Genomic DNA, 19436 nt, shown 5'->3' on the forward strand with positions numbered 1-19436 from the left:
AGGTCTCAATCACTTCGGTCAACGTACAGAATCAACCCGGTTCTTGTCTTTTTTATAAGAAGAGCGGGTTGGATCAGACTTCGTCGGGGCTGCGCAGGTTGGTGACCTGGATACGCTGTTCGCGGCGCTGTTCCTTTTGCGACGGCATTTCGGCGCGGTACACGCCTTGATCGCCGACGACCCAGGAAAGAGGGCGACGCTCCTGGCCAATGGATTCCTGCAACAGCATCAAGCCTTGCAGAAATGCCTCTGGGCGGGGCGGGCAGCCGGGCACGTACACATCGACAGGAAGGAACTTGTCCACGCCCTGAACCACAGAGTAGATGTCGTACATGCCACCGGAGTTGGCGCACGAACCCATGGAGATGACCCACTTGGGCTCAAGCATTTGCTCGTAGAGACGCTGGATGATTGGTGCCATCTTGATGAAGCAAGTCCCGGCAATAACCATGAAATCCGCCTGACGCGGCGATGCCCGGATGACTTCGGCGCCAAAGCGTGCGATGTCGTGGGGCGCCGTGAAGGCGGTGGTCATTTCCACATAGCAGCACGACAAGCCGAAGTTGTACGGCCACAGAGAGTTTTTACGCCCCCAGTTGACCGCGCCATTCAGCACGTCTTCGAGTTTGCCCATGTAGATGTTTTTGTGGACTTGATCTTCTAACGGATCGGAAACGGTTTCCCGTTTGCCGATTGGATACTGCTCATTAGGAGCATCCGGGTCGATCCTGGTGAGATTGTATTGCATCGCCAAAGCCTCATTGTTTTAGCTTCGCTTGCCGGTTACGGCGACCTTCAGGAGCCCAATCCAGCGCTCCAACCCGCCATAGGTAGACAAGACCTGCCAACAGAATTGCTATGAAAACGAGTGCTTCGACGAATCCGGTCCAGCCGCTTTCGCGGACGGACACAGACCAGGCAAAGAGAAAAAGGGCTTCAATGTCAAAGATCACGAAGAGCATCGCGACCAGATAGAATTTTGCGGAGAGTCGCAGGCGCGCACTGCCGGTGGGCAGCATGCCGGACTCGAAAGGTTCGTTCTTGCTGCGGCCCCACGCCTTGCTTCCCAGCAGGCTTGAGACACCGAGCATGAAGGCGCAAAGACCGACAACACCCAAAAGGAAAATGGCGAAGCCCCAGTTGTGGGCAATCAAACCTGTCGATTCGGGCATGCTGGCAGTCCTTAATAGAGAGCAAAGGTCTCTGTGCTTGATAAAGAGTGAGTCCGTGACGATATGTCGCAGCGGGAGCATCGGGGTGATTTTATGTGCAAATACTTGGCAAGTAAATTTTCTACATCAAAATTATTTAATGAATTAATCGAATCTGGCATCTAGTAATGGCTGCAAGGCTTGTGGGCCGGGCCTTACCAAGGTTTTCACTAATTGCTTTTCTTAATAGGGAAAAGCAATAAAAGGAAATTTGAATGATAATTAATATCATTTGAGTGAGCGTTTTATAGTTCGCCAGGGGATTCAGTGCTCCTGTTCTGTTTATTAAGACATTACAGTTGTATCACTGCGAACCGCATCAAAGGTTGTCCGGGGTCAATGCGCGGCGTTGAAACATGAAAAAACAGGCCGCCCGATCGGGCGGCCTGCCTGTCCGTTTCCTTGCACGAAGGATCAGTGGAACTGCTCTTCCTCGGTGGAGCCTTTCAGTGCGGTGACCGATGAAGTGCCGCCCTGAATCACGGTGGTCATGTCGTCGAAATACCCGGTGCCCACTTCCTGCTGGTGAGCCACGAAGGTATAGCCCTTGGCAGCATCTGCGAACTCCTGCTCTTGCAGCTTCACGTAGGCAGTCATGTCGTTGCGGGCGTAGTCGTGCGCCAGGTTGAACATGCTGTGCCACATGTTGTGAATGCCGGCCAGGGTGATGAACTGGTGTTTGTAGCCCATGGCCGAAAGCTCGCGCTGGAACTTGGCGATGGTCGCGTCGTCCAGGTTCTTCTTCCAGTTGAAGGAGGGCGAGCAGTTGTAGGAGAGCAACTGGTCCGGGTACTCCTTCTTGATGGCTTCGGCGAAACGGCGGGCTTCGTCCAGATCCGGCTTGGCAGTCTCACACCAGATCAGGTCCGCATAAGGGGCGTAAGCCAGGCCGCGGGAGATGGCCTGGTCCAGGCCTGCGCGCACTTTGTAGAACCCTTCAGGGGTACGGGCTCCGGTGACGAAAGGCTTGTCATAAGGGTCGCAATCGGAGGTCAGCAGGTCGGCGGCATTGGCGTCGGTGCGGGCCAGGATAATGGTCGGTACGCCTGCAACGTCAGCAGCCAGGCGAGCGGCAACCAGTTTCTGCACGGCTTCCTGGGTCGGGACCAGAACTTTGCCGCCCATATGACCGCATTTCTTGACGGACGCCAGTTGGTCCTCGAAATGCACGCCGGCGGCACCGGCTTCGATCATGCTTTTCATCAGCTCATAGGCGTTGAGCACGCCACCGAAGCCAGCTTCGGCATCGGCCACGATGGGCGCAAAATAGTCGATATAGCCTTCATCGCCCGGATTCTTGCCCGCTTTCCACTGGATCTGGTCGGCGCGGCGGAACGAGTTGTTGATCCGCTTGACCACGGTCGGAACCGAGTCCACCGGGTACAGCGACTGATCGGGGTACATGGACTCGGCGGAGTTGTTGTCGGCAGCAACCTGCCAGCCCGAGAGATAGATCGCCTGTATGCCTGCCTTGACCTGTTGCACCGCCTGGCCGCCAGTGAGGGCGCCCATGCAGTTGACGAAGTCCTTGTCTGGGCGGAAAGACGGCTTGGCACCTTGCGTGACCAGATTCCAGAGCTTGTCGGCGCCCATTTTTGCGAAGGTGTGTTCAGGTTGAACCGAGCCACGCAGGCGGACGACATCAGCAGCAGAATAGGTACGGGTCACGTTTTTCCAGCGCGGATTTTCAGCCCAGTCTTTCTCGAGAGCCGCTATTTGTTGTTCGCGTGTCAGTGCCATGGAGATAAACCTCATTGTCAGGTTTTGGTTGGAAGATCCTGCTCCGCCAAAACGCCTCGTTTATCGAAGGCACGGTAGATGGCTGCTCGCTTGTCAGAGGTCAGCAATAAGCGCGGTGCGACGGGGGAGCGAAGTGCTCGGGAGAGGAAGGCGCAGGTGTGGCGGCGCGAGTGAGCAATCCGGCTCGTGGATGCCTTATTGCTTTGCTCGAACAGCTTTGCCGATCAACCGCTAACGCTTCCGTCCCCAGGGACAACTTCGTTCCAGTCGTAACCTCGTCAAACAGCCTTGTGGGCAATATCGACGGGAATCGGCTCAGGCTTAGAGCTTCGATCCTGAGGCTTTTTGAAGGCCTCTGATTAGCGGGAGCGAGGCAATCATGCCTCGCTCTTTTTTACTCGTCAAACGTTTTGTAGTGCTTTTTTATTGGCACTACATCTTTGGTCTAATGCGACTGTCTGGTCACTAAAAGGCCCGTGGGTGCCGGGTTTCACGCCATTGCCGATTATTCAAGGCTTTCGACCTTGACCCGCAGAACCATGTCGTCGCGACCCTGGGTGGAGTAGCGTTGCGCTATGCCACGCTGATCAGCCACCGATTGATCGCTGGAACCCGCCAGAGTGATCCATTCGCCCAGGCGTCCGCTGACCTGGCTGTCGGTGCTCTGGACCTTTATGGCGTCCGGTCGCTCCTGGCTCAGGCGATCTCGATTGGTGCTGATGTTCAGGTGGACGATATCGCCGGTAACGCTGGCCGTGACATAGAAGCCCTGAGTGACATTGCGATATTCGGTATTGCTCTGGGGATAGCCATAAGCGTCCGTGCGAGTGGTGGTCAGAGGTACGCTCTGGCCTGTCTGAATCAGTGCAGGCGTGCCTTCGGTGGCTTGCACCTGCTGTACGCCGCCATCGCGGCTGGAGGTGCCGTAGCTGATGATGCGAGTTGCATTGCCGCCGTTGGTGGTTCGTGCGGCACTGTCACTGGTGTCGACGCTGATGAGCAGGCGTTTGGGGGCGGTGTCCAGTTGCGAGATCAGGGCGCGAAGTTCTTCGATCTTGCGTGATTCGGCATTGACGATCAGTTGGTTGCCGTAGGCGCTGACCGAGCCGTCCGCTCCCAGAAAGGATTTGGCGACTGGCAGCAGATCCGCGCTGGTGCGGTAATTGAGCGGTACGATTTCGGTAGCGGCCAGCGTACAGGTGCTGAACGCGACAAGTAATGAAGTGAGCAGGGTACGTAACAACATGTCCAATCTCCGCGAGGGGCGCGTAAAAACCGAGTGTGCCACTTTGTCGGCCAGGGGTGGGGGCAAGTTGAATTGGCAGATGGCAAAACGCCCCGGCATTTCCTGTTCCAGCATAGTCATGCTGCAAGAAAATGGCGGGGCGTTACGTTATGTAGTGCCTTGAAAATCGCCTACATATCGGTCTGGATCAGGCCTGACGCACCATATCGATATGCGGCAGCCCGGCTTCGAGAAACTCGTCGCCGACCACGGTGAAACCAAAGCGCTGATAGAACGCAACGGCCTGAACCTGCGCACTGAGCTTCTGCTGCTTCAGGCCACGGGTCTGTGCTTCTTCGAGGATGGCGGTCAGCAGCATTTCACCGGCTTTCAGGCCGCGCCAGTCCTTGAGGACCGACAGGCGGCCGATCTCGCCGTCCGGCAGCAGTCGGGCAGTGCCGACGGCATAATCGCCTTCACGGGCCAGAAAATGTATGGCGTCGCTATCCTCCGAGTCCCATTCCAGTTCCGGTGGTACCGATTGCTCGGCAATGAACACGGCTTCACGAATACGCCGGATATCGGCGTTATTCTTCTGCCAGTCCGCGACGGATACAGTGATTTTATTCATCGGCAAATCCCAGGCTTCCTTGTTTTACGAGTGCGCAAATCAGATTGCGTCCCTCTTCATCGGCCAACCATTGGCCGAGGTTTTCGCTGTGCAGCGAATCGGCCGCACAAATCAATTTAAGCAGTTCGCGCAGGCTGCCCGGCAAAAGACGACTTTGGCCACTGGCGAACAGTAGCAGATCGTCATCAACTTCAGACCATGCCAGGCGTGCGCTTGGGTTGCGAATGAGAACTGCGCCCTGTTCCAGGCTGTCGAGCAGGTCCTCTTCTTCGAGTTCCGGGCCGACGACCAGCTCCGGGTAGCGAGGCTCGGTCATGAACTGGCCAAACCAGGTCAGCAGCAGGCGTTCGTCGCTCATGTGCTCGGCCAGCAGTGTCTTGAGACGGTCAAGGGCGTCTTTCTGGATCTGATGCGGGTCGCTGGCCGGTTGTGCGTCGGCGTCGGTGTAACGCTCTTCATCCGGGATGAACTGGCTGAGGAAGTCGGTGAAGTGGGTCAGCACTTCCGCAGCGCTCGGTGCCCGGAAACCTACCGAGTAGGTCAGGCAGTCATCCACGGCAACGCCGCTGTGTGCAAGGCGTGGCGGCAGATACAACATGTCGCCCGGCTCCAGAGTCCACTCTTCGGTCATCTGGAAATCCGAAAGGATGCGCAGGTCTGCGTGAGGGAGCAGCGGGCTTTCGGAGTCGCACATCTGGCCGATCTGCCAGTGACGTTTGCCATGACCTTGCAGCAGGAATACGTCGTAATTGTCGTAATGTGGCCCGACGCTACCGCCCGGTGCGGCGTAGCTGATCATGACGTCATCGATACGCCAGCTTGGCAGGAAGCGGAAATTCTCCAGCAGTTCGCTGACTTCGGGGACGAATTGATCCACGGCCTGGACCAGCAGGGTCCATTCGCGCTCAGGCATCTTGCTGAAATCGTCTTCGGTGAACGGGCCGCGACGCAATTCCCATGGGCGTTCGCCGTTTTCGATGACCAGTCGGGATTCGACTTCTTCTTCCAGGGCCAGGCCAGCCAGCTCGTCAGGATCGATCGGGCTTTGAAAGTCCGGCAGCGCCTGACGGATCAGGAGGGGCTTTTTCTGCCAGTAGTCACGCAGGAAAACACGCGCGCTCATGCCGCCCAGAAGTTGAAGAGGAATATCAGGATTCATTTGTAAGCCCTTGAAATGAAAACGCCCGGCACAGCCGGGCGTGTGCAGAAAGTGTTACTTGTCAGATACGCTTGGCTTGCGCCACGGCATTACCGATGTAATTGGCTGGAGTCAGCTTCTTCAGCTCGGCCTTGGCCTCGGCTGGCATGTCCAGGCCGTCGATGAAAGTTTGCAACGCTTCAGGGCTGATGCCCTTGCCGCGTGTCAGTTCTTTCAGTTTTTCGTACGGGTTTTCGATGTTGTAGCGACGCATTACGGTCTGGATAGGCTCTGCCAGAACTTCCCAGCATGCGTCCAGGTCGGCAGCGATGCGCTGTTCGTTCAGTTCCAGCTTGCCGATGCCCTTGAGGCTGGCTTCGTAGGCGATAACGCTGTGTGCAAAGCCCACGCCCAGGTTGCGCAGTACGGTGGAGTCGGTCAGGTCGCGCTGCCAGCGGGAAATCGGCAGTTTGCTCGCCAGATGCTGGAACAGTGCGTTGGCGATACCCAGGTTGCCTTCGGAGTTCTCGAAGTCGATCGGGTTGACCTTGTGCGGCATGGTCGACGAACCGATTTCGCCTGCAATGGTGCGCTGCTTGAAGTAGCCCAGGGAGATGTAGCCCCAGATATCGCGATCGAAGTCGATCAGGATGGTGTTGAAGCGGGCAATGGCGTCGAACAGCTCGGCGATGTAGTCGTGTGGTTCGATCTGGGTGGTGTACGGGTTGAAGCCCAGGCCCAGTTCGTCTTCGATGAAGGCGCGAGCGTTGGCTTCCCAGTCGATGTCCGCATAGGCCGACAGGTGAGCGTTGTAGTTGCCTACCGCGCCGTTGATCTTGCCGAGCAGGGGAACTGCGGCGATCTGGGCGATCTGGCGCTCCAGACGATAGACGACGTTTGCCAGTTCCTTGCCCAGAGTGGTCGGGGAGGCTGGCTGACCGTGGGTGCGCGACAGCATCGGCACGTCGGCGAAGCGCTGGGCCAGTTCGCGGATGGAGTCGGCGATCTGGCGCATCAGCGGCAGCATCACGTTGTCGCGACCTTCGCGCAGCATCAGGGCGTGGGACAGGTTGTTGATGTCTTCGCTGGTGCAGGCGAAGTGGATGAATTCACTGACCTTGTCCAGCTCAGGCAGTTTGGCAGCCTGTTCCTTGAGCAGGTATTCCACGGCTTTAACGTCGTGGTTGGTGGTGCGTTCGATTTCTTTCACGCGCTCGGCGTGTTCCACGGAAAAGTCTTCAGCCAGGGCATCGAGGATGGCGTTGGCTTGCGCGGAAAACGGCGGTACTTCGCTGATTTGCGGGTGAGCTGCCAGGCGCTGGAGCCAGCGAACTTCAACCATCACGCGAAAGCGGATCAGGCCGTATTCGCTGAAAATAGGGCGCAGGGCCTGGGTTTTGCCGGCGTAGCGGCCATCAACAGGGGAAACCGCAGTGAGCGAAGAAAGCTGCATGGGGTGGTCTCGAACAGTCGGGCAACGAAAAGGGGCGCATATCATACATGAAATTTCAGTCCGACTGGGTCGGACTGACCAGCGTAGATAGCGTCGTGCCTGGGTGGTAAGGGTCGCAGTTGCGTGGCGGGTCAGCCGTGCATCAGCGGATAGAGTTCTTTCAATAACTTGCGTCGGTTGAAGACCAGTTGCCAGCGATGACCGCCAACTTGTCGCCATAGACGGGCAGAGCGAATGCCGGCCAGCAACAGGGCGCGGATCTTCGAGGCGTTGTTGGGTTGCTGCAGGTTACGCATGTCGCCATGAACCTGGATGCGCTGGCGCAGAGTGCTCAGGGTGTCCTGATAAAGCGCGCCGGTGGCGGCAATCACGTTTTCATGGGCAATGCCGAAATGCTCCGCCTGGGACTGGATTTGCGGCAGGCGTTTGCCGATCACTTCCAGCATGTCATCCCGTTTGGCCAGTTGCCGCTCAAGGCCCAGCATCGACAGGGCGTAGCGCAAAGGCTCGCGCTGCAGGGTCGCGGGGTCACGCTCCAGGGCGCTGGCCATGGCGCGGTAGCCTTCGCGCAGGTTCAGGTCGTCGCCACCATAAACCTCCAGCGTGTCCTTGGGGTCCAGCACCAGCAGGCTGCCGAGCATGCAGCTCAGCCCGGCTTCGCTGACCTGTCCGGTCTTGGCAATCCTGTCGACCAGCATGGCGGCCTGGAATACGCCGCCCAGAGCGATCAGTTGCTCCTGAATTGGGGTCATCAACGCTTGTCCTTGCTCTTCCAGGGTTCGGCTATTTCAATGACGCCGCCCCCCAGGCAGATTTCACCGTCATAGAACACCACGGACTGACCGGGTGTCACGGCGCGCTGCGGTTCATCGAATAGGGCGCGGTAGCCATCAGCGGTCTTTTCCAGCGTACAGTGCTGGTCGCCCTGGCGATAACGAACCTTGGCGGTCAGTTTCTTCGGGCTGCTCAGGTCTATCGGGTTGACCCAATAGATCTGCGAGGTGACCAGTGCCTGGGAAAACAACCATGGATGGTCGTTGCCCTGGCCGACGATCAACTCGTTGTGTTCCAGGTCCTTGACCAGTACATACCACGGATCATCGCTCGCATCCTTCAGGCCGCCGATGCCCAGGCCCTGACGCTGACCGATGGTGTGATACATCAGGCCGTTGTGGCGGCCGATGACCTCGCCTTCGGTGGTCTTGATCTCGCCGGGCTGGGCGGGAAGGTACTGACGCAGGAAATCCGTGAAACGGCGCTCGCCGATAAAGCAGATGCCGGTGGAGTCCTTCTTCTTGGCTGTCGCCAGGCCGTGTTTCTCGGCGATGGCACGCACCTCGGGCTTTTCCAGTTCGCCGACCGGAAACAGCGTCCTGGCAATCTGTTCGCCGCCTACGGCATGCAGGAAATAGCTCTGGTCCTTGTTCGGGTCCAGGCCTTTGAGCAGTTCGGTACGGCCGTCGATATCGCGGCGACGTACATAATGTCCGGTTGCAATCAGGTCGGCGCCGAGCATCAGGGCGTAGTCAAGGAAGGCCTTGAACTTGATTTCCCGGTTGCACAGGATGTCCGGGTTGGGCGTGCGGCCTGCCTTGTACTCTTCCAGGAAGTGCTCGAACACGTTATCCCAGTACTCGGCGGCGAAGTTGGCGGTGTGCAGCTTTATGCCAATCTTGTCGCACACGGCCTGAGCGTCTGCCAGGTCTTCGCGGGCAGTGCAGTATTCCGTTCCGTCGTCTTCTTCCCAGTTCTTCATGAACAAGCCTTCCACCTGATAACCCTGCTCCATGAGCAGGACAGCGGAAACGGATGAGTCCACGCCGCCGGACATGCCGACTATGACGCGCTTGTTTTCTGGGTTGCAGTGGGCTGGATCACGCATGGGAGTTCAATGGGTGGCCTTGAAAAGGACGCGATTCTATCAGGCTGTGGGCGTCGAGTCTCACGCCTTGTCGCGCAGCAAGGCAAGACTGAAGTGTTCGCCATTCAGATAATCATCGACACAGCGCAGGACCAGCTCGCTGCGCCAGCGATGCTGCTGGGTCAGGAGTTCGTCGCGTGTCAGCCAGACCGGGCCGACAATGCCTTCGTCCAGCGCGTACTCGGGATGATGGCGCAGGGCCTTGGCGGCAAAGCAGATGCGTTGGTAAGTCACGCCATTGCTGGGCGCGGTGTACAGATAAATGCCGATCACGCTGGTCAGTTCGACGTTCCAGCCGGTTTCTTCCAGGGTTTCGCGCACGGCCGCGTGTTGCAGGCTTTCGTTCGGGTCCAGATGGCCGGCGGGTTGGTTGAGTACTGCTTGTCCGCCCTTGATCTCTTCGACAAACAGGAAGCGGCCCTGATCTTCGACGATGGTGGCGACGGTAACGTGGGCTTGCCATTCCATAATGTTGCTACTCGTGTATGGGGGTAGGAGGCAGCTTGCTGGCGAAAAGGCCTGTGAAACCGGCAGATATTCTGCGCCTGTACGCTGAAGTCGCCAGCAAGCTGCCTCCCACAAAGTGATTGATGACCTTTGAATTTTCTCGGCCCTGAAATACAAAAGCCCCGGTGCGTGGCCGGGGCTTTTGCAGGTCATGTGTCTGACCGGTTTGCCACTTACAACGCAGCGATTGCGGCGTTCAAGGTTGCGCTAGGGCGCATGGCTTTGCTGGTCAGCTCAGGGTTGGTGAAGTAGTAACCACCGATTTCCACTGGTTTGCCCTGGACAGCGTTGAGCTCGGCAACGATTTTCTCTTCGTTGTCGGTCAGTGTCTTGGCCAGCGGGCTGAACTGCGCCTTGAGGGCGGCGTCGTCGTTTTGAGCAGCCAGAGCCTGTGCCCAGAACAGGGTCAGGTAGAAGTGACTGCCGCGGTTGTCGATGCTGCCGACTTTGCGCGAAGGCGACTTGTTGCGATCCAGGAACTCACCGGTAGCCTGATCCAGAGTCTTGGACAGGACCAGAGCTTTAGGATTGTTGTAGGCATTGCCCAGGTGCTCAAGCGAAGCGGCCAGAGCCAGGAACTCGCCCAGGGAATCCCAGCGCAGGAAGTTCTCTTCGACGAACTGCTGAACGTGTTTCGGAGCCGAACCGCCAGCGCCGGTTTCGAACAGGCCACCGCCATTCATCAGCGGCACGATCGACAGCATCTTGGCGCTTGTGCCCAGTTCCATGATCGGGAACAGGTCGGTCAGGTAGTCGCGCAGTACGTTACCGGTCACCGAAATGGTGTCCTTGCCGGCACGGGTGCGTTCCAGGGTCAGCTTCATGGCTTCGACCGGCGACAGGATCTGGATGTCCAGGCCCGAAGTGTCGTGGTCGCCCAGGTACTTCTGGACTTTCTCGATCATGACGCTGTCATGGGCGCGAGCCGGGTCGAGCCAGAAAATCGCCGGGGTGTTGCTGGCGCGGGAGCGGTTGACGGCCAGTTTGACCCAGTCCTGGATCGGCGCGTCCTTGGCCTGGCACATGCGCCAGATGTCGCCGGTTTCGACGTTCTGTTCCATCAGCAGGTTGCCCTGGCTGTCGGTTACGCGAACCACGCCATCGGTCTTGATGTGGAAAGTCTTGTCGTGAGAGCCGTACTCTTCGGCTTTCTGAGCCATCAGGCCGACGTTCGGAACGCTGCCCATGGTGGTTGGGTCGAAGGCGCCGTTTTTCTTGCAGTCTTCGATGACAGCTTGGTAGATGGTCGCGTAGCAGCGATCCGGGATAACAGCCTTGGCGTCGTGCAGTTGACCGTCGGTGCCCCACATCTTGCCGGAGTCACGGATCATTGCAGGCATCGAGGCGTCGACGATGACGTCGCTCGGTACGTGCAGGTTGGTGATGCCTTTGTCGGAGTTGACCATCGCCAGTTGTGGGCGAGTGGCGTAGACCGCCTGGATGTCAGCCTTGATTTCAGCCTGTTTGTCAGCGGGCAGGGCGCCGATGCGGTCATACAGATCGCCGATGCCGTTGTTCAGGCTGAAGCCGATTTCCTTCAGGATGTCGGCGTGCTTGGTCAGCGCGTCCTTGTAGAACTCGTCGACGATCTGACCGAACATGATCGGGTCGGAGATTTTCATCATGGTGGCTTTCAGGTGCACCGAGAACAGAACGCCTTGCTTCTTGGCGTCTTCGATTTCGGCGGCAATGAAGCTGCGCAGGGCTTTCTTGCTCATGACCGAGCAATCGATCACTTCGCCAGCCTTGACGCTGGTTTTCTCTTTCAGGACGGTGGTTGTACCGTCTTTGGCAATCAGCTCGATCTTGACGCTGTTGTCAGCCTCGACCAGAGCGGCTTTTTCGCTGCCGTAAAAGTCGCCGCTGCTCATGTGAGCAACGTGAGCCTTGGAGTCGGCAGCCCAGGCGCCCATCTTGTGCGGGTGCTTGCGAGCGTAGTTCTTGACCGAGAGCGGGGCGCGGCGGTCGGAGTTGCCTTCACGCAGAACCGGGTTCACGGCGCTGCCCTTGACCTTGTCGTAACGGGCGCGGGTTTCTTTTTCCGCGTCGGTGGACGGCGCTTCCGGGTAGTCCGGGATCTTGAAGCCTTGTTCCTGCAGCTCTTTGATGGTCGCCTTCAATTGAGGGACCGAGGCGCTGATGTTCGGCAGCTTGATGATGTTGGCTTCTGGCGTTGTAGCCAGTTTGCCCAACTCGGCGAGATGATCCGGCACTTGCTGATCGGCGCCAAGCGATTCGGGGAAGCTGGAAAGAACACGGCCCGCCAGTGAGATATCACGTGTTTCGACGTCGATATCGGAAGAGGCTGTAAATGCTTCGATGATTGGCAGAAGCGAGTAGGTGGCGAGGGCTGGAGCTTCGTCAGTGAAGGTGTAGATGATCTTCGAGCGGTTGGACATTGGTATTAACTCTCTGTTTTGCTGAGCATGCACAAAATCTCGATACGCGCAGGGTATGCACTCTTGCCCAAAGTTCTGTCATGGGCACAAGTCGAGGTTTATTCGCGGTGATGTTAGGTGCATCAGTCGAGCGTCAAGCTGTCGGGCGGGGTAGCAGCCCGACGCATATATAAAGCTGAAAGTCTCATTCCAGAGGCTTCGGCCTTTATGACTCTGCGGTCACGTCGCGAGTATATCAAACCCTTGGCGCCAAGCATTAATGCTATGCGTGCTATCGAATGGCGACTATTCGCCGTTGGTCGAACGAACAGGCTCAAAACCAAGGCTTTCGGGGCTTTTCGGGGTCTTCGGACTGGCGGGCTTTGCCTGTGCCTGTGGGGTTGACTAGGCTCAATGGCTGTCAGGATGTCCACTCAGCCCGCACCGGAGTCCCGCATGGCATATCAAAAAACAATAATTCCCGCCGTCGGTGAGAAGATCACTGTCAACGCAGACCACTCCCTGAACGTTCCCGATAATCCGATCATTCCCTTCATCGAGGGGGATGGCATTGGCATCGATATCACGCCCGTCATGATCAAGGTGGTGGATGCGGCAGTCAGCAAGGCATATGGCGATACACGCAGGATTTCATGGATGGAGGTCTATGCCGGAGAGAAGGCGACCCGGATTTACGACCCGGACACCTGGCTGCCCCAGGAAACGCTGGATGCTGTGAGGGAGTACGTGGTTTCCATCAAGGGGCCTCTGACCACACCGGTCGGTGGCGGCATTCGTTCGCTGAACGTTGCCTTGCGCCAGCAACTGGACCTGTATGTCTGCCTGCGGCCGGTGCGATGGTTCGAGGGCGTGCCCAGCCCGGTCAAGAAGCCCGGCGATGTGAACATGACGATCTTTCGTGAAAACTCCGAAGATATTTATGCCGGGATTGAATGGAAGGCAGGATCTCCCGAAGCGACCAAAGTCATCCGTTTTCTGAAGGAGGAGATGGGGGTCACGAAAATCCGCTTTGATCAGGATTGCGGTATCGGGGTCAAGCCTGTTTCCCGAGAGGGTACCCGGCGTCTGGCGCGCAAGGCGTTGCAGTATGTGGTCGACAATGATCGCGACTCGCTGACCATCGTGCATAAAGGCAACATCATGAAATTTACCGAAGGCGCCTTCAAGGAGTGGGCTTATGAGGTTGCCGCCGAGGAATTTGGTGCGACCCTGCTCGATGGTGGCCCCTGGATGCAGTTCACCAATACTCGTACCGGCAAGGATGTGATCGTCAAGGATGCCATCGCCGATGCGATGCTTCAGCAGATCCTGCTGCGTCCGGTCGAATACGATGTCATTGCAACGCTTAATCTCAATGGGGATTACCTTTCCGACGCGCTGGCTGCCGAGGTTGGAGGCATCGGGATTGCGCCAGGTGCCAATCTCTCGGATACCGTGGCGATGTTCGAGGCGACGCATGGTACGGCGCCAAAATATGCCGGTAAGGATCAGGTCAATCCGGGATCCTTGATTCTGTCTGCCGAAATGATGCTGCGGCACATGGGGTGGGTCGAGGCTGCCGATCTTGTTATAAAGGGCACCAATGGCGCGATTGCCGCTAAAACTGTTACTTATGATTTCGAGCGTTTGATGGAGGGCGCGACGCTGCTCTCGTCATCGGCGTTCGGCGATGCCCTGATTGCGCACATGTGAGCAACCGCTGCCGTGCAGCAGCCAGTTCAGTCATCCTGAACTGGCTGTTTCTTTCATGGCTGGCGTCTGTGGTGGTCTGCTTCAGGCCGACACATTAGCTGGCTTTTGTGCTGCGCTTGAAGCATCTGCGGATGTTGGAACAGTAGCTGTGGACGCAGACGAGATATTCACGGCATGTAATCCCTTTGGCCCTTGAATGATCTCAAATTGGACCGGTTGGCCTGCCTTGAGCGTTTTGTAGCCATCCATTTGTATGGCTGAATAATGAGCAAACAGATCTTCATCTCTGCCATCGGCAAGAATAAATCCATAGCCTTTTGCATTATTGAACCACTTGACTTTACCACTGAGCATAGCCATATCCCTCTGCAAAGGACTCCGTCTGGAGTATCATCCACCTCAATCCGCCTGGCCTAAAAAAAATTTTGGTTGACTGCGCGGACCCTTTTTACCCAATGTGGGCTCTATTGTTTGTAACACCGATTAGCTGATAGTCAAGGTCATGCGGCGGTCGATGTGAAAACCGGTCATGCTGCGACTAAATTATTCAACCCGCTCTTTATACGAACCTTTCTTTACCATGCATGCAATCAGCAAGATTCGACTAACATTCAATCAGGACGGTCCACAGTCACACGAGGACGACTCAGCTGGCATTGCGTTGCAGGACGCCAAGCCCACCCTGCAGGCGCCACCAATGTACAAGGTGGTTTTGTTTAACGATGATTACACCCCTATGGATTTCGTCGTCGAAGTTCTTGAGGTGTTTTTCAACCTGAATCGTGAGCTGGCCACCAAGGTCATGCTGGCCGTCCATACAGAGGGGCGGGCAGTATGCGGATTGTTTACCCGCGACATAGCCGAAACCAAGGCAATGCAGGTCAATCAATACGCCCGGGAAAGCCAGCATCCACTACTCTGTGAGATCGAGAAGGACGGTTAAACGCCGGCCACTTGGGTATGAGGTGAAGCTATGTTAAACCGTGAGCTCGAAGTCACCCTCAATCTTGCCTTCAAGGAAGCTCGCTCAAAACGTCATGAATTCATGACGGTCGAGCACCTCCTGCTGGCTCTATTGGATAATGAGGCTGCAGCCACTGTCTTGCGTGCCTGCGGCGCAAACCTCGATAAGCTCAAGCATGATCTGCAGGAGTTCATCGACTCCACAACTCCACTGATCCCCGTCCATGACGAGGATCGTGAAACCCAGCCGACGCTAGGGTTCCAGCGCGTGTTGCAACGTGCAGTCTTCCATGTACAGAGTTCCGGCAAGCGTGAAGTTACCGGTGCCAATGTGCTGGTTGCGATTTTCAGTGAGCAGGAAAGCCAGGCCGTCTTCTTGCTCAAGCAGCAGAGCGTGGCCCGGATTGATGTCGTCAATTACATCGCCCATGGTATCTCCAAGGTTCCAGGGCATGGCGAACACTCTTCTGAAGGTGAGCAGGATATGCAGGACGACGAGGGTGGCGAGGCTTCTTCCTCAGGCAATCCTCTGGATGCCTATGCAAGCAACCTGAACGAACTGGCGCGCCAGGGGCGAATCGACCCTCTGGTCGGGCGTGAGAGTGAGGTCGAGCGCGTTGCTCAGATTCTCGCCCGTCGTCGCAAGAACAACCCTCTGCTGGTGGGTGAGGCGGGTGTTGGCAAGACGGCCATCGCCGAAGGGCTGGCCAAGCGTATCGTCGACAATCAGGTGCCGGATCTGTTGGCCAGCAGCGTCGTCTACTCCCTTGATCTGGGAGCATTGCTGGCGGGTACCAAATATCGCGGTGATTTCGAGAAGCGTTTCAAGGCGCTGCTCAATGAACTGCGCAAGCGGCCTCATGCCATCCTGTTCATCGATGAGATTCATACCATCATCGGTGCGGGTGCAGCTTCTGGCGGGGTGATGGATGCTTCCAACCTGCTCAAGCCGCTGCTGTCTTCCGGCGATATCCGTTGCATCGGCTCTACCACCTTCCAGGAGTTCCGCGGGATTTTCGAGAAGGATCGCGCCCTGGCGCGTCGCTTCCAGAAAGTCGATGTCTCCGAGCCGTCGGTCGAGGATACGATTGGTATCCTCAGAGGGCTCAAGGGGCGCTTCGAGCAGCATCACAGCATCGAGTACAGCGACGAAGCGTTGCGCGCCGCTGCCGAGCTGGCTTCTCGCTACATCAATGATCGGCATATGCCGGACAAGGCGATTGACGTCATCGACGAAGCCGGTGCCTTCCAGCGCCTGCAACCGGCCGAGCGTCGGGTCAAGTGCATCGATGTGCCGCAGGTCGAAGATATCGTCGCGAAAATCGCGCGTATTCCCCCGAAACACGTCAACAGTTCCGACAAGGAGCTGCTGCGTAATCTGGAGCGCGATCTCAAGCTCACGGTCTTTGGCCAGGATGCAGCTATCGACTCGCTGTCCACGGCAATCAAGCTGTCTCGTGCCGGGCTGAAGTCACCTGACAAACCCGTGGGTTCCTTCCTGTTTGCCGGGCCTACCGGCGTCGGCAAGACGGAAGCGGCGCGTCAGTTGGCCAAGGCTCTGGGCGTCGAGCTGATTCGCTTCGACATGTCCGAATACATGGAGCGTCATACCGTTTCGCGTCTGATCGGTGCGCCTCCGGGCTATGTCGGTTTCGATCAGGGCGGTCTTCTTACCGAGGCCATCACCCGTCAGCCGCATTGCGTATTGCTGCTCGATGAAATCGAAAAGGCGCATCCTGAAGTCTTCAACCTGCTCTTGCAGGTCATGGACCACGGTACGCTCACCGATAACAACGGGCGCAAGGCGGATTTCCGCAATGTGATCGTCATCATGACCACCAACGCGGGTGCCGAGTCGGCAGCGCGGGCTTCGATCGGTTTCACGCATCAGGACCACTCGTCCGATGCAATGGAAGTGATCAAGAAGAGTTTCACGCCGGAGTTCCGCAACCGTCTGGACACCATCATCCAGTTTGGCCGTCTCAGCCACGAAGTCATCAAGAGCGTGGTCGACAAGTTCCTTACCGAGCTTCAGGCGCAACTGGAAGACAAGCGTGTGCTGCTCGAAGTCTCCGACGCTGCCAGAAGCTGGCTGGCGCAAGGTGGCTACGATGCCGCGATGGGCGCTCGACCAATGGCTCGCCTTATCCAGGACAAGATCAAGCGTCCCCTGGCTGAGGAGATCCTGTTCGGTGAGTTGTCGGAGCACGGTGGCGTTGTGCATGTCGATATCAAGGATGGTGAGATCACCTTTGATTTCGAGACAACTGCCGAGATGGCTTGACGGTAGTCTTGCCCTGACACTCAGCAATGGGTGTCAGGCAAACGAACAAACAAAAACGCCCGGCATATGCCGGGCGTTTTTGTCAGTACTAGCTTAGCGGGCGCGGTAGGTGATACGCCCTTTGCTCAGGTCATAAGGCGTCAGTTCGACGCGGACCTTGTCACCGGTAAGAATACGGATGTAGTTCTTGCGCATCTTGCCGGAGATATGCGCGGTTACGACGTGCCCGTTTTCCAACTCCACACGAAACATGGTGTTGGGCAGGGTGTCGACGACAGTGCCTTCCATTTCGAAGCTGTCTTCTTTCGACATGCAGTAAAGCCCTCGGTATACAAATGAGTGGCCCGGTGCAAGTGGCGCCAGGCAAAAGCGGCGTGCATTGTGCCCGAAAAAACCACTTTAAGCCAAGGGCTTCAATACAGAGTGACCCATCTTTGATTGGTTAGCAGCTCGATAGGGCGATATTGAGTCTTGTAATTCATCTTTTTGCAGTTCTTGATCCAGTATCCCAGATACACGGCATGCAACTGGAGTCTGGCTGCTTCGGCGATCTGCCACAAAATGGCATAGCGTCCCAGGCTGCGCCGCTCTTCATCCGGTTCGTAGAAGGTGTAGACCGCAGAAAGACCATTGGGCAGCAGGTCGGTCACGGCGACCGCCAGCAGGCGCTGGTCTGCCCGGAACTCATAAAATCGCGAGAAGGGCAGGTCACGGACCAGAAAAGTGGAGAACTGGTCGCGACTGGGCGGGAACATGTCTCCATCGGCATGCCGCTGTTCGATATAACGCTGGTAGAGGTCGAAGTACTCCTCGGTGAAAACCGGCTTTGCCCGGCGTACCTCAATGTCGGCGTTGCGTTTCAGGATGCGCTTCTGCTGTCTGTCCGGAACGAAAATGCTCACCGGGATGCGTGCCGGTACGCAGGCACTGCAGTTCTGGCAGTGTGGACGATAGAGGTGGTCGCCGCTGCGGCGAAAGCCCATGTCAGACAGGTCGGCATAGACCTGAACGTCCATTGGCTGGCTGGGGTCGAGGAACAGCGTGGTCGCCTGCTCTTCAGGCAGGTAACTGCAGGTATGGGGTTGAGTGGCATAAAACTTAAGCCGCGCCAGCTCTGTCATGATCGCCCCCGTTATCAGAATCCATGAATAAGAGTGTATGCCAGCCTTTCAAACTCGACTAGGCAACCAGTCGGCGTTATTGGGTTGATCCAGGTGTTGTTGCAGGTAGTCGGCAAATGTCTGGCGCGGGATCGAGCGGGCACCGAAGCTGTGCAGGTGCTGTGTGGGCATCTGGCAGTCGATCAACACAAACCCCCAGGCATGCAGGCGTTCCACCAGCGTGGCGAAGCCGACCTTCGATGCGTTATCGGCACGGCTGAACATGGATTCGCCAAAAAACAGCTGCCCCATGGCCAGGCCATACAGCCCGCCAACCAGCTTGTCCTGCTCCCAGACCTCGACGCTGTGTGCGTGTCCCCGCTGATGCAGTTCCATGTAGGCCTCCTGCATCGAGCGGGTGATCCAGGTTTCGTTGGCGTAGCTGCGAGGTTCGGCGCAGGCCTGGATGACCGCTGCGAAGTCCTGGTCGAACGTCACCTTGTAACGCCCCTGGCGCATGAGTTTGCCCAGGCTGCGCGACACATGTATCTCGCTCGGCGGCAATACGGTACGTGGGTCGGGTGACCACCAGAGAATGGGTTGCCCGTCCTGAAACCACGGAAAGCAGCCATGCCGGTAAGCCTGTATCAGCCTGTCGGCGGACAAGTCGCCGCCCGCGGCCAGCAGGCCGTTGGGTTCGCGCAGGGCTTTTTCCAGTGGTGGGAAAACAAGGCTGTTGCGTTGCAACCAGGTCAGCATGGCATCAGAACTTCGCGGTAGGGGAGGGCACGCAGGTGTGTGACGTGCAACTCTGTACGATAAATGCGGTCACAAACGATCGCCATTATGGTGCGTGTCACAATGTTTCGGTAGTGCGGGTAAAAGATGGCAGGCGGATAGCCTCTCATGCTCTGTCTCGCTGATAGAATCACGTCATAAGCCTTTGTCACAAAAGAGAATGCATGCTCAAATTGAGCATCATGAAAAAGGCTTTGGCCTGTAGGCTCCGATCTTTGGCTGAAAACGTCGATCATGGGGCGTTAAAAGCCGATGTGGCGAGTTTTCCTACAGACCTCGGGACTTACAAAGCCGTACAATGCCAGCTTTGCGCGTTATCATTCAGGTCATCTGTTCTGCGGGTGTTTCAGAGGTTCGCGATCCCGTTTTCGGCT

General features: G+C 57.2%; 18 protein-coding genes. 3 read left to right on the plus strand and 15 right to left on the minus strand.

The window, feature by feature from the left end; translation table 11 throughout:
• Positions 1–73 precede the first annotated feature (73 nt).
• From ACODS3_RS02885 to ACODS3_RS02935, 11 genes are all read right to left on the minus strand, one after another.
• Complete coding sequence (locus ACODS3_RS02885; protein WP_025259479.1) at positions 74–748, minus strand: NuoB/complex I 20 kDa subunit family protein; 675 nt, start codon at positions 746–748, stop codon at positions 74–76.
• 10 nt (positions 749–758) lie between these two features.
• On the minus strand, positions 759–1172 hold the full coding sequence (locus ACODS3_RS02890) for an NADH-quinone oxidoreductase subunit A (RefSeq protein WP_032627857.1): 414 nt from the start codon (positions 1170–1172) through the stop codon (positions 759–761).
• A 453-nt stretch (positions 1173–1625) separates the two neighbouring features.
• Entirely contained in the window at positions 1626–2951 is a 1326-nt protein-coding gene (gene aceA, locus ACODS3_RS02895) for an isocitrate lyase (protein ID WP_201017802.1), read from the minus strand.
• Positions 2952–3456: 505 nt separating this feature from the next.
• Positions 3457–4197: a secretin N-terminal domain-containing protein gene (locus ACODS3_RS02900; protein WP_201003321.1), complete on the minus strand. Its 741-nt coding sequence runs from the start codon at positions 4195–4197 to the stop codon at positions 3457–3459.
• A gap of 187 nt (positions 4198–4384) precedes the next feature.
• Positions 4385–4807, minus strand: coding sequence for a GNAT family N-acetyltransferase (locus ACODS3_RS02905; protein ID WP_201017801.1), 423 nt, complete (start codon positions 4805–4807; stop codon positions 4385–4387).
• Positions 4800–5966: a ribosomal protein uL16 3-hydroxylase gene (locus ACODS3_RS02910; RefSeq protein ID WP_489033166.1), complete on the minus strand. Its 1167-nt coding sequence runs from the start codon at positions 5964–5966 to the stop codon at positions 4800–4802. Before ACODS3_RS02910 ends, ACODS3_RS02905 begins: the two co-directional genes overlap by 8 nt.
• 61 nt (positions 5967–6027) lie before the next feature.
• On the minus strand, positions 6028–7398 hold the full coding sequence (gene purB, locus ACODS3_RS02915) for an adenylosuccinate lyase (protein WP_201017800.1): 1371 nt from the start codon (positions 7396–7398) through the stop codon (positions 6028–6030).
• A 131-nt stretch (positions 7399–7529) separates the two neighbouring features.
• Positions 7530–8150 (minus strand): high frequency lysogenization protein HflD, encoded by a 621-nt coding sequence (gene hflD / locus ACODS3_RS02920; protein ID WP_201003314.1) that lies wholly within the window; start codon positions 8148–8150, stop codon positions 7530–7532.
• On the minus strand, positions 8150–9280 hold the full coding sequence (mnmA, locus tag ACODS3_RS02925; protein WP_025259487.1) for a tRNA 2-thiouridine(34) synthase MnmA: 1131 nt from the start codon (positions 9278–9280) through the stop codon (positions 8150–8152). Before mnmA ends, hflD begins: the two co-directional genes overlap by 1 nt.
• Positions 9281–9340: 60 nt before the next feature.
• A complete protein-coding gene (locus ACODS3_RS02930) occupies positions 9341–9787 on the minus strand; it encodes an NUDIX hydrolase (RefSeq protein WP_201017797.1) in 447 nt (148 codons plus the stop codon).
• Positions 9788–9999: 212 nt separating this feature from the next.
• Entirely contained in the window at positions 10000–12225 is a 2226-nt protein-coding gene (locus ACODS3_RS02935) for an NADP-dependent isocitrate dehydrogenase (RefSeq protein ID WP_489033169.1), read from the minus strand.
• Positions 12226–12660: 435 nt separating this feature from the next.
• On the opposite strand from ACODS3_RS02935, the gene icd reads away from it, so the two are divergent.
• A complete protein-coding gene (gene icd, locus ACODS3_RS02940) occupies positions 12661–13917 on the plus strand; it encodes an NADP-dependent isocitrate dehydrogenase (protein WP_304573822.1) in 1257 nt (418 codons plus the stop codon).
• 81 nt (positions 13918–13998) lie between these two features.
• Here the strand turns inward: icd and cspD are convergent, their stop codons facing one another.
• Complete coding sequence (cspD, locus tag ACODS3_RS02945; RefSeq protein WP_201003306.1) at positions 13999–14271, minus strand: cold shock domain-containing protein CspD; 273 nt, start codon at positions 14269–14271, stop codon at positions 13999–14001.
• 226 nt (positions 14272–14497) lie between these two features.
• On the opposite strand from cspD, the gene clpS reads away from it, so the two are divergent.
• Together clpS and clpA are read left to right on the plus strand one after the other, a co-directional pair.
• The gene (gene clpS, locus ACODS3_RS02950; RefSeq protein WP_025259492.1) at positions 14498–14860 is read left to right on the plus strand and encodes an ATP-dependent Clp protease adapter ClpS; all 363 of its coding nucleotides are present in this window, start codon (positions 14498–14500) and stop codon (positions 14858–14860) included.
• A gap of 30 nt (positions 14861–14890) precedes the next feature.
• Positions 14891–17164, plus strand: a complete 2274-nt coding sequence (gene clpA / locus ACODS3_RS02955) for an ATP-dependent Clp protease ATP-binding subunit ClpA (protein ID WP_201003304.1) — start codon at positions 14891–14893, stop codon at positions 17162–17164.
• 93 nt (positions 17165–17257) lie between these two features.
• Here the strand turns inward: clpA and infA are convergent, their stop codons facing one another.
• From infA to aat, 3 genes are all read right to left on the minus strand, one after another.
• Positions 17258–17476, minus strand: coding sequence for a translation initiation factor IF-1 (gene infA, locus ACODS3_RS02960; protein ID WP_002553999.1), 219 nt, complete (start codon positions 17474–17476; stop codon positions 17258–17260).
• A gap of 101 nt (positions 17477–17577) precedes the next feature.
• A complete protein-coding gene (locus ACODS3_RS02965; RefSeq protein ID WP_201003302.1) occupies positions 17578–18285 on the minus strand; it encodes an arginyltransferase in 708 nt (235 codons plus the stop codon).
• A gap of 48 nt (positions 18286–18333) precedes the next feature.
• Positions 18334–19023: a leucyl/phenylalanyl-tRNA--protein transferase gene (aat, locus tag ACODS3_RS02970; RefSeq protein WP_201003300.1), complete on the minus strand. Its 690-nt coding sequence runs from the start codon at positions 19021–19023 to the stop codon at positions 18334–18336.
• Positions 19024–19436: the final 413 nt, after the last annotated feature.

The sequence above is a fragment of the Pseudomonas sp. FG43 genome (assembly GCF_057809175.1).

Bases quoted from the DNA above. Each gene is read 5' to 3' on its own strand.
- ACODS3_RS02885 (WP_025259479.1), bottom strand. From the start codon at position 748: ATGCAATACAATCTCACCAGGATCGACCCGGATGCTCCTAATGAGCAG.
- ACODS3_RS02890 (WP_032627857.1), bottom strand. From the start codon at position 1,172: ATGCCCGAATCGACAGGTTTGATTGCCCACAACTGGGGCTTCGCCATT.
- aceA (WP_201017802.1), bottom strand. From the start codon at position 2,951: ATGGCACTGACACGCGAACAACAAATAGCGGCTCTCGAGAAAGACTGG.
- ACODS3_RS02900 (WP_201003321.1), bottom strand. From the start codon at position 4,197: ATGTTGTTACGTACCCTGCTCACTTCATTACTTGTCGCGTTCAGCACC.
- ACODS3_RS02905 (WP_201017801.1), bottom strand. From the start codon at position 4,807: ATGAATAAAATCACTGTATCCGTCGCGGACTGGCAGAAGAATAACGCC.
- ACODS3_RS02910 (WP_489033166.1), bottom strand. From the start codon at position 5,966: ATGAATCCTGATATTCCTCTTCAACTTCTGGGCGGCATGAGCGCGCGT.
- purB (WP_201017800.1), bottom strand. From the start codon at position 7,398: ATGCAGCTTTCTTCGCTCACTGCGGTTTCCCCTGTTGATGGCCGCTAC.
- hflD (WP_201003314.1), bottom strand. From the start codon at position 8,150: ATGACCCCAATTCAGGAGCAACTGATCGCTCTGGGCGGCGTATTCCAG.
- mnmA (WP_025259487.1), bottom strand. From the start codon at position 9,280: ATGCGTGATCCAGCCCACTGCAACCCAGAAAACAAGCGCGTCATAGTC.
- ACODS3_RS02930 (WP_201017797.1), bottom strand. From the start codon at position 9,787: ATGGAATGGCAAGCCCACGTTACCGTCGCCACCATCGTCGAAGATCAG.
- ACODS3_RS02935 (WP_489033169.1), bottom strand. From the start codon at position 12,225: ATGTCCAACCGCTCGAAGATCATCTACACCTTCACTGACGAAGCTCCA.
- icd (WP_304573822.1), top strand. From the start codon at position 12,661: ATGGCATATCAAAAAACAATAATTCCCGCCGTCGGTGAGAAGATCACT.
- cspD (WP_201003306.1), bottom strand. From the start codon at position 14,271: ATGCTCAGTGGTAAAGTCAAGTGGTTCAATAATGCAAAAGGCTATGGA.
- clpS (WP_025259492.1), top strand. From the start codon at position 14,498: ATGCATGCAATCAGCAAGATTCGACTAACATTCAATCAGGACGGTCCA.
- clpA (WP_201003304.1), top strand. From the start codon at position 14,891: ATGTTAAACCGTGAGCTCGAAGTCACCCTCAATCTTGCCTTCAAGGAA.
- infA (WP_002553999.1), bottom strand. From the start codon at position 17,476: ATGTCGAAAGAAGACAGCTTCGAAATGGAAGGCACTGTCGTCGACACC.
- ACODS3_RS02965 (WP_201003302.1), bottom strand. From the start codon at position 18,285: ATGACAGAGCTGGCGCGGCTTAAGTTTTATGCCACTCAACCCCATACC.
- aat (WP_201003300.1), bottom strand. From the start codon at position 19,023: ATGCTGACCTGGTTGCAACGCAACAGCCTTGTTTTCCCACCACTGGAA.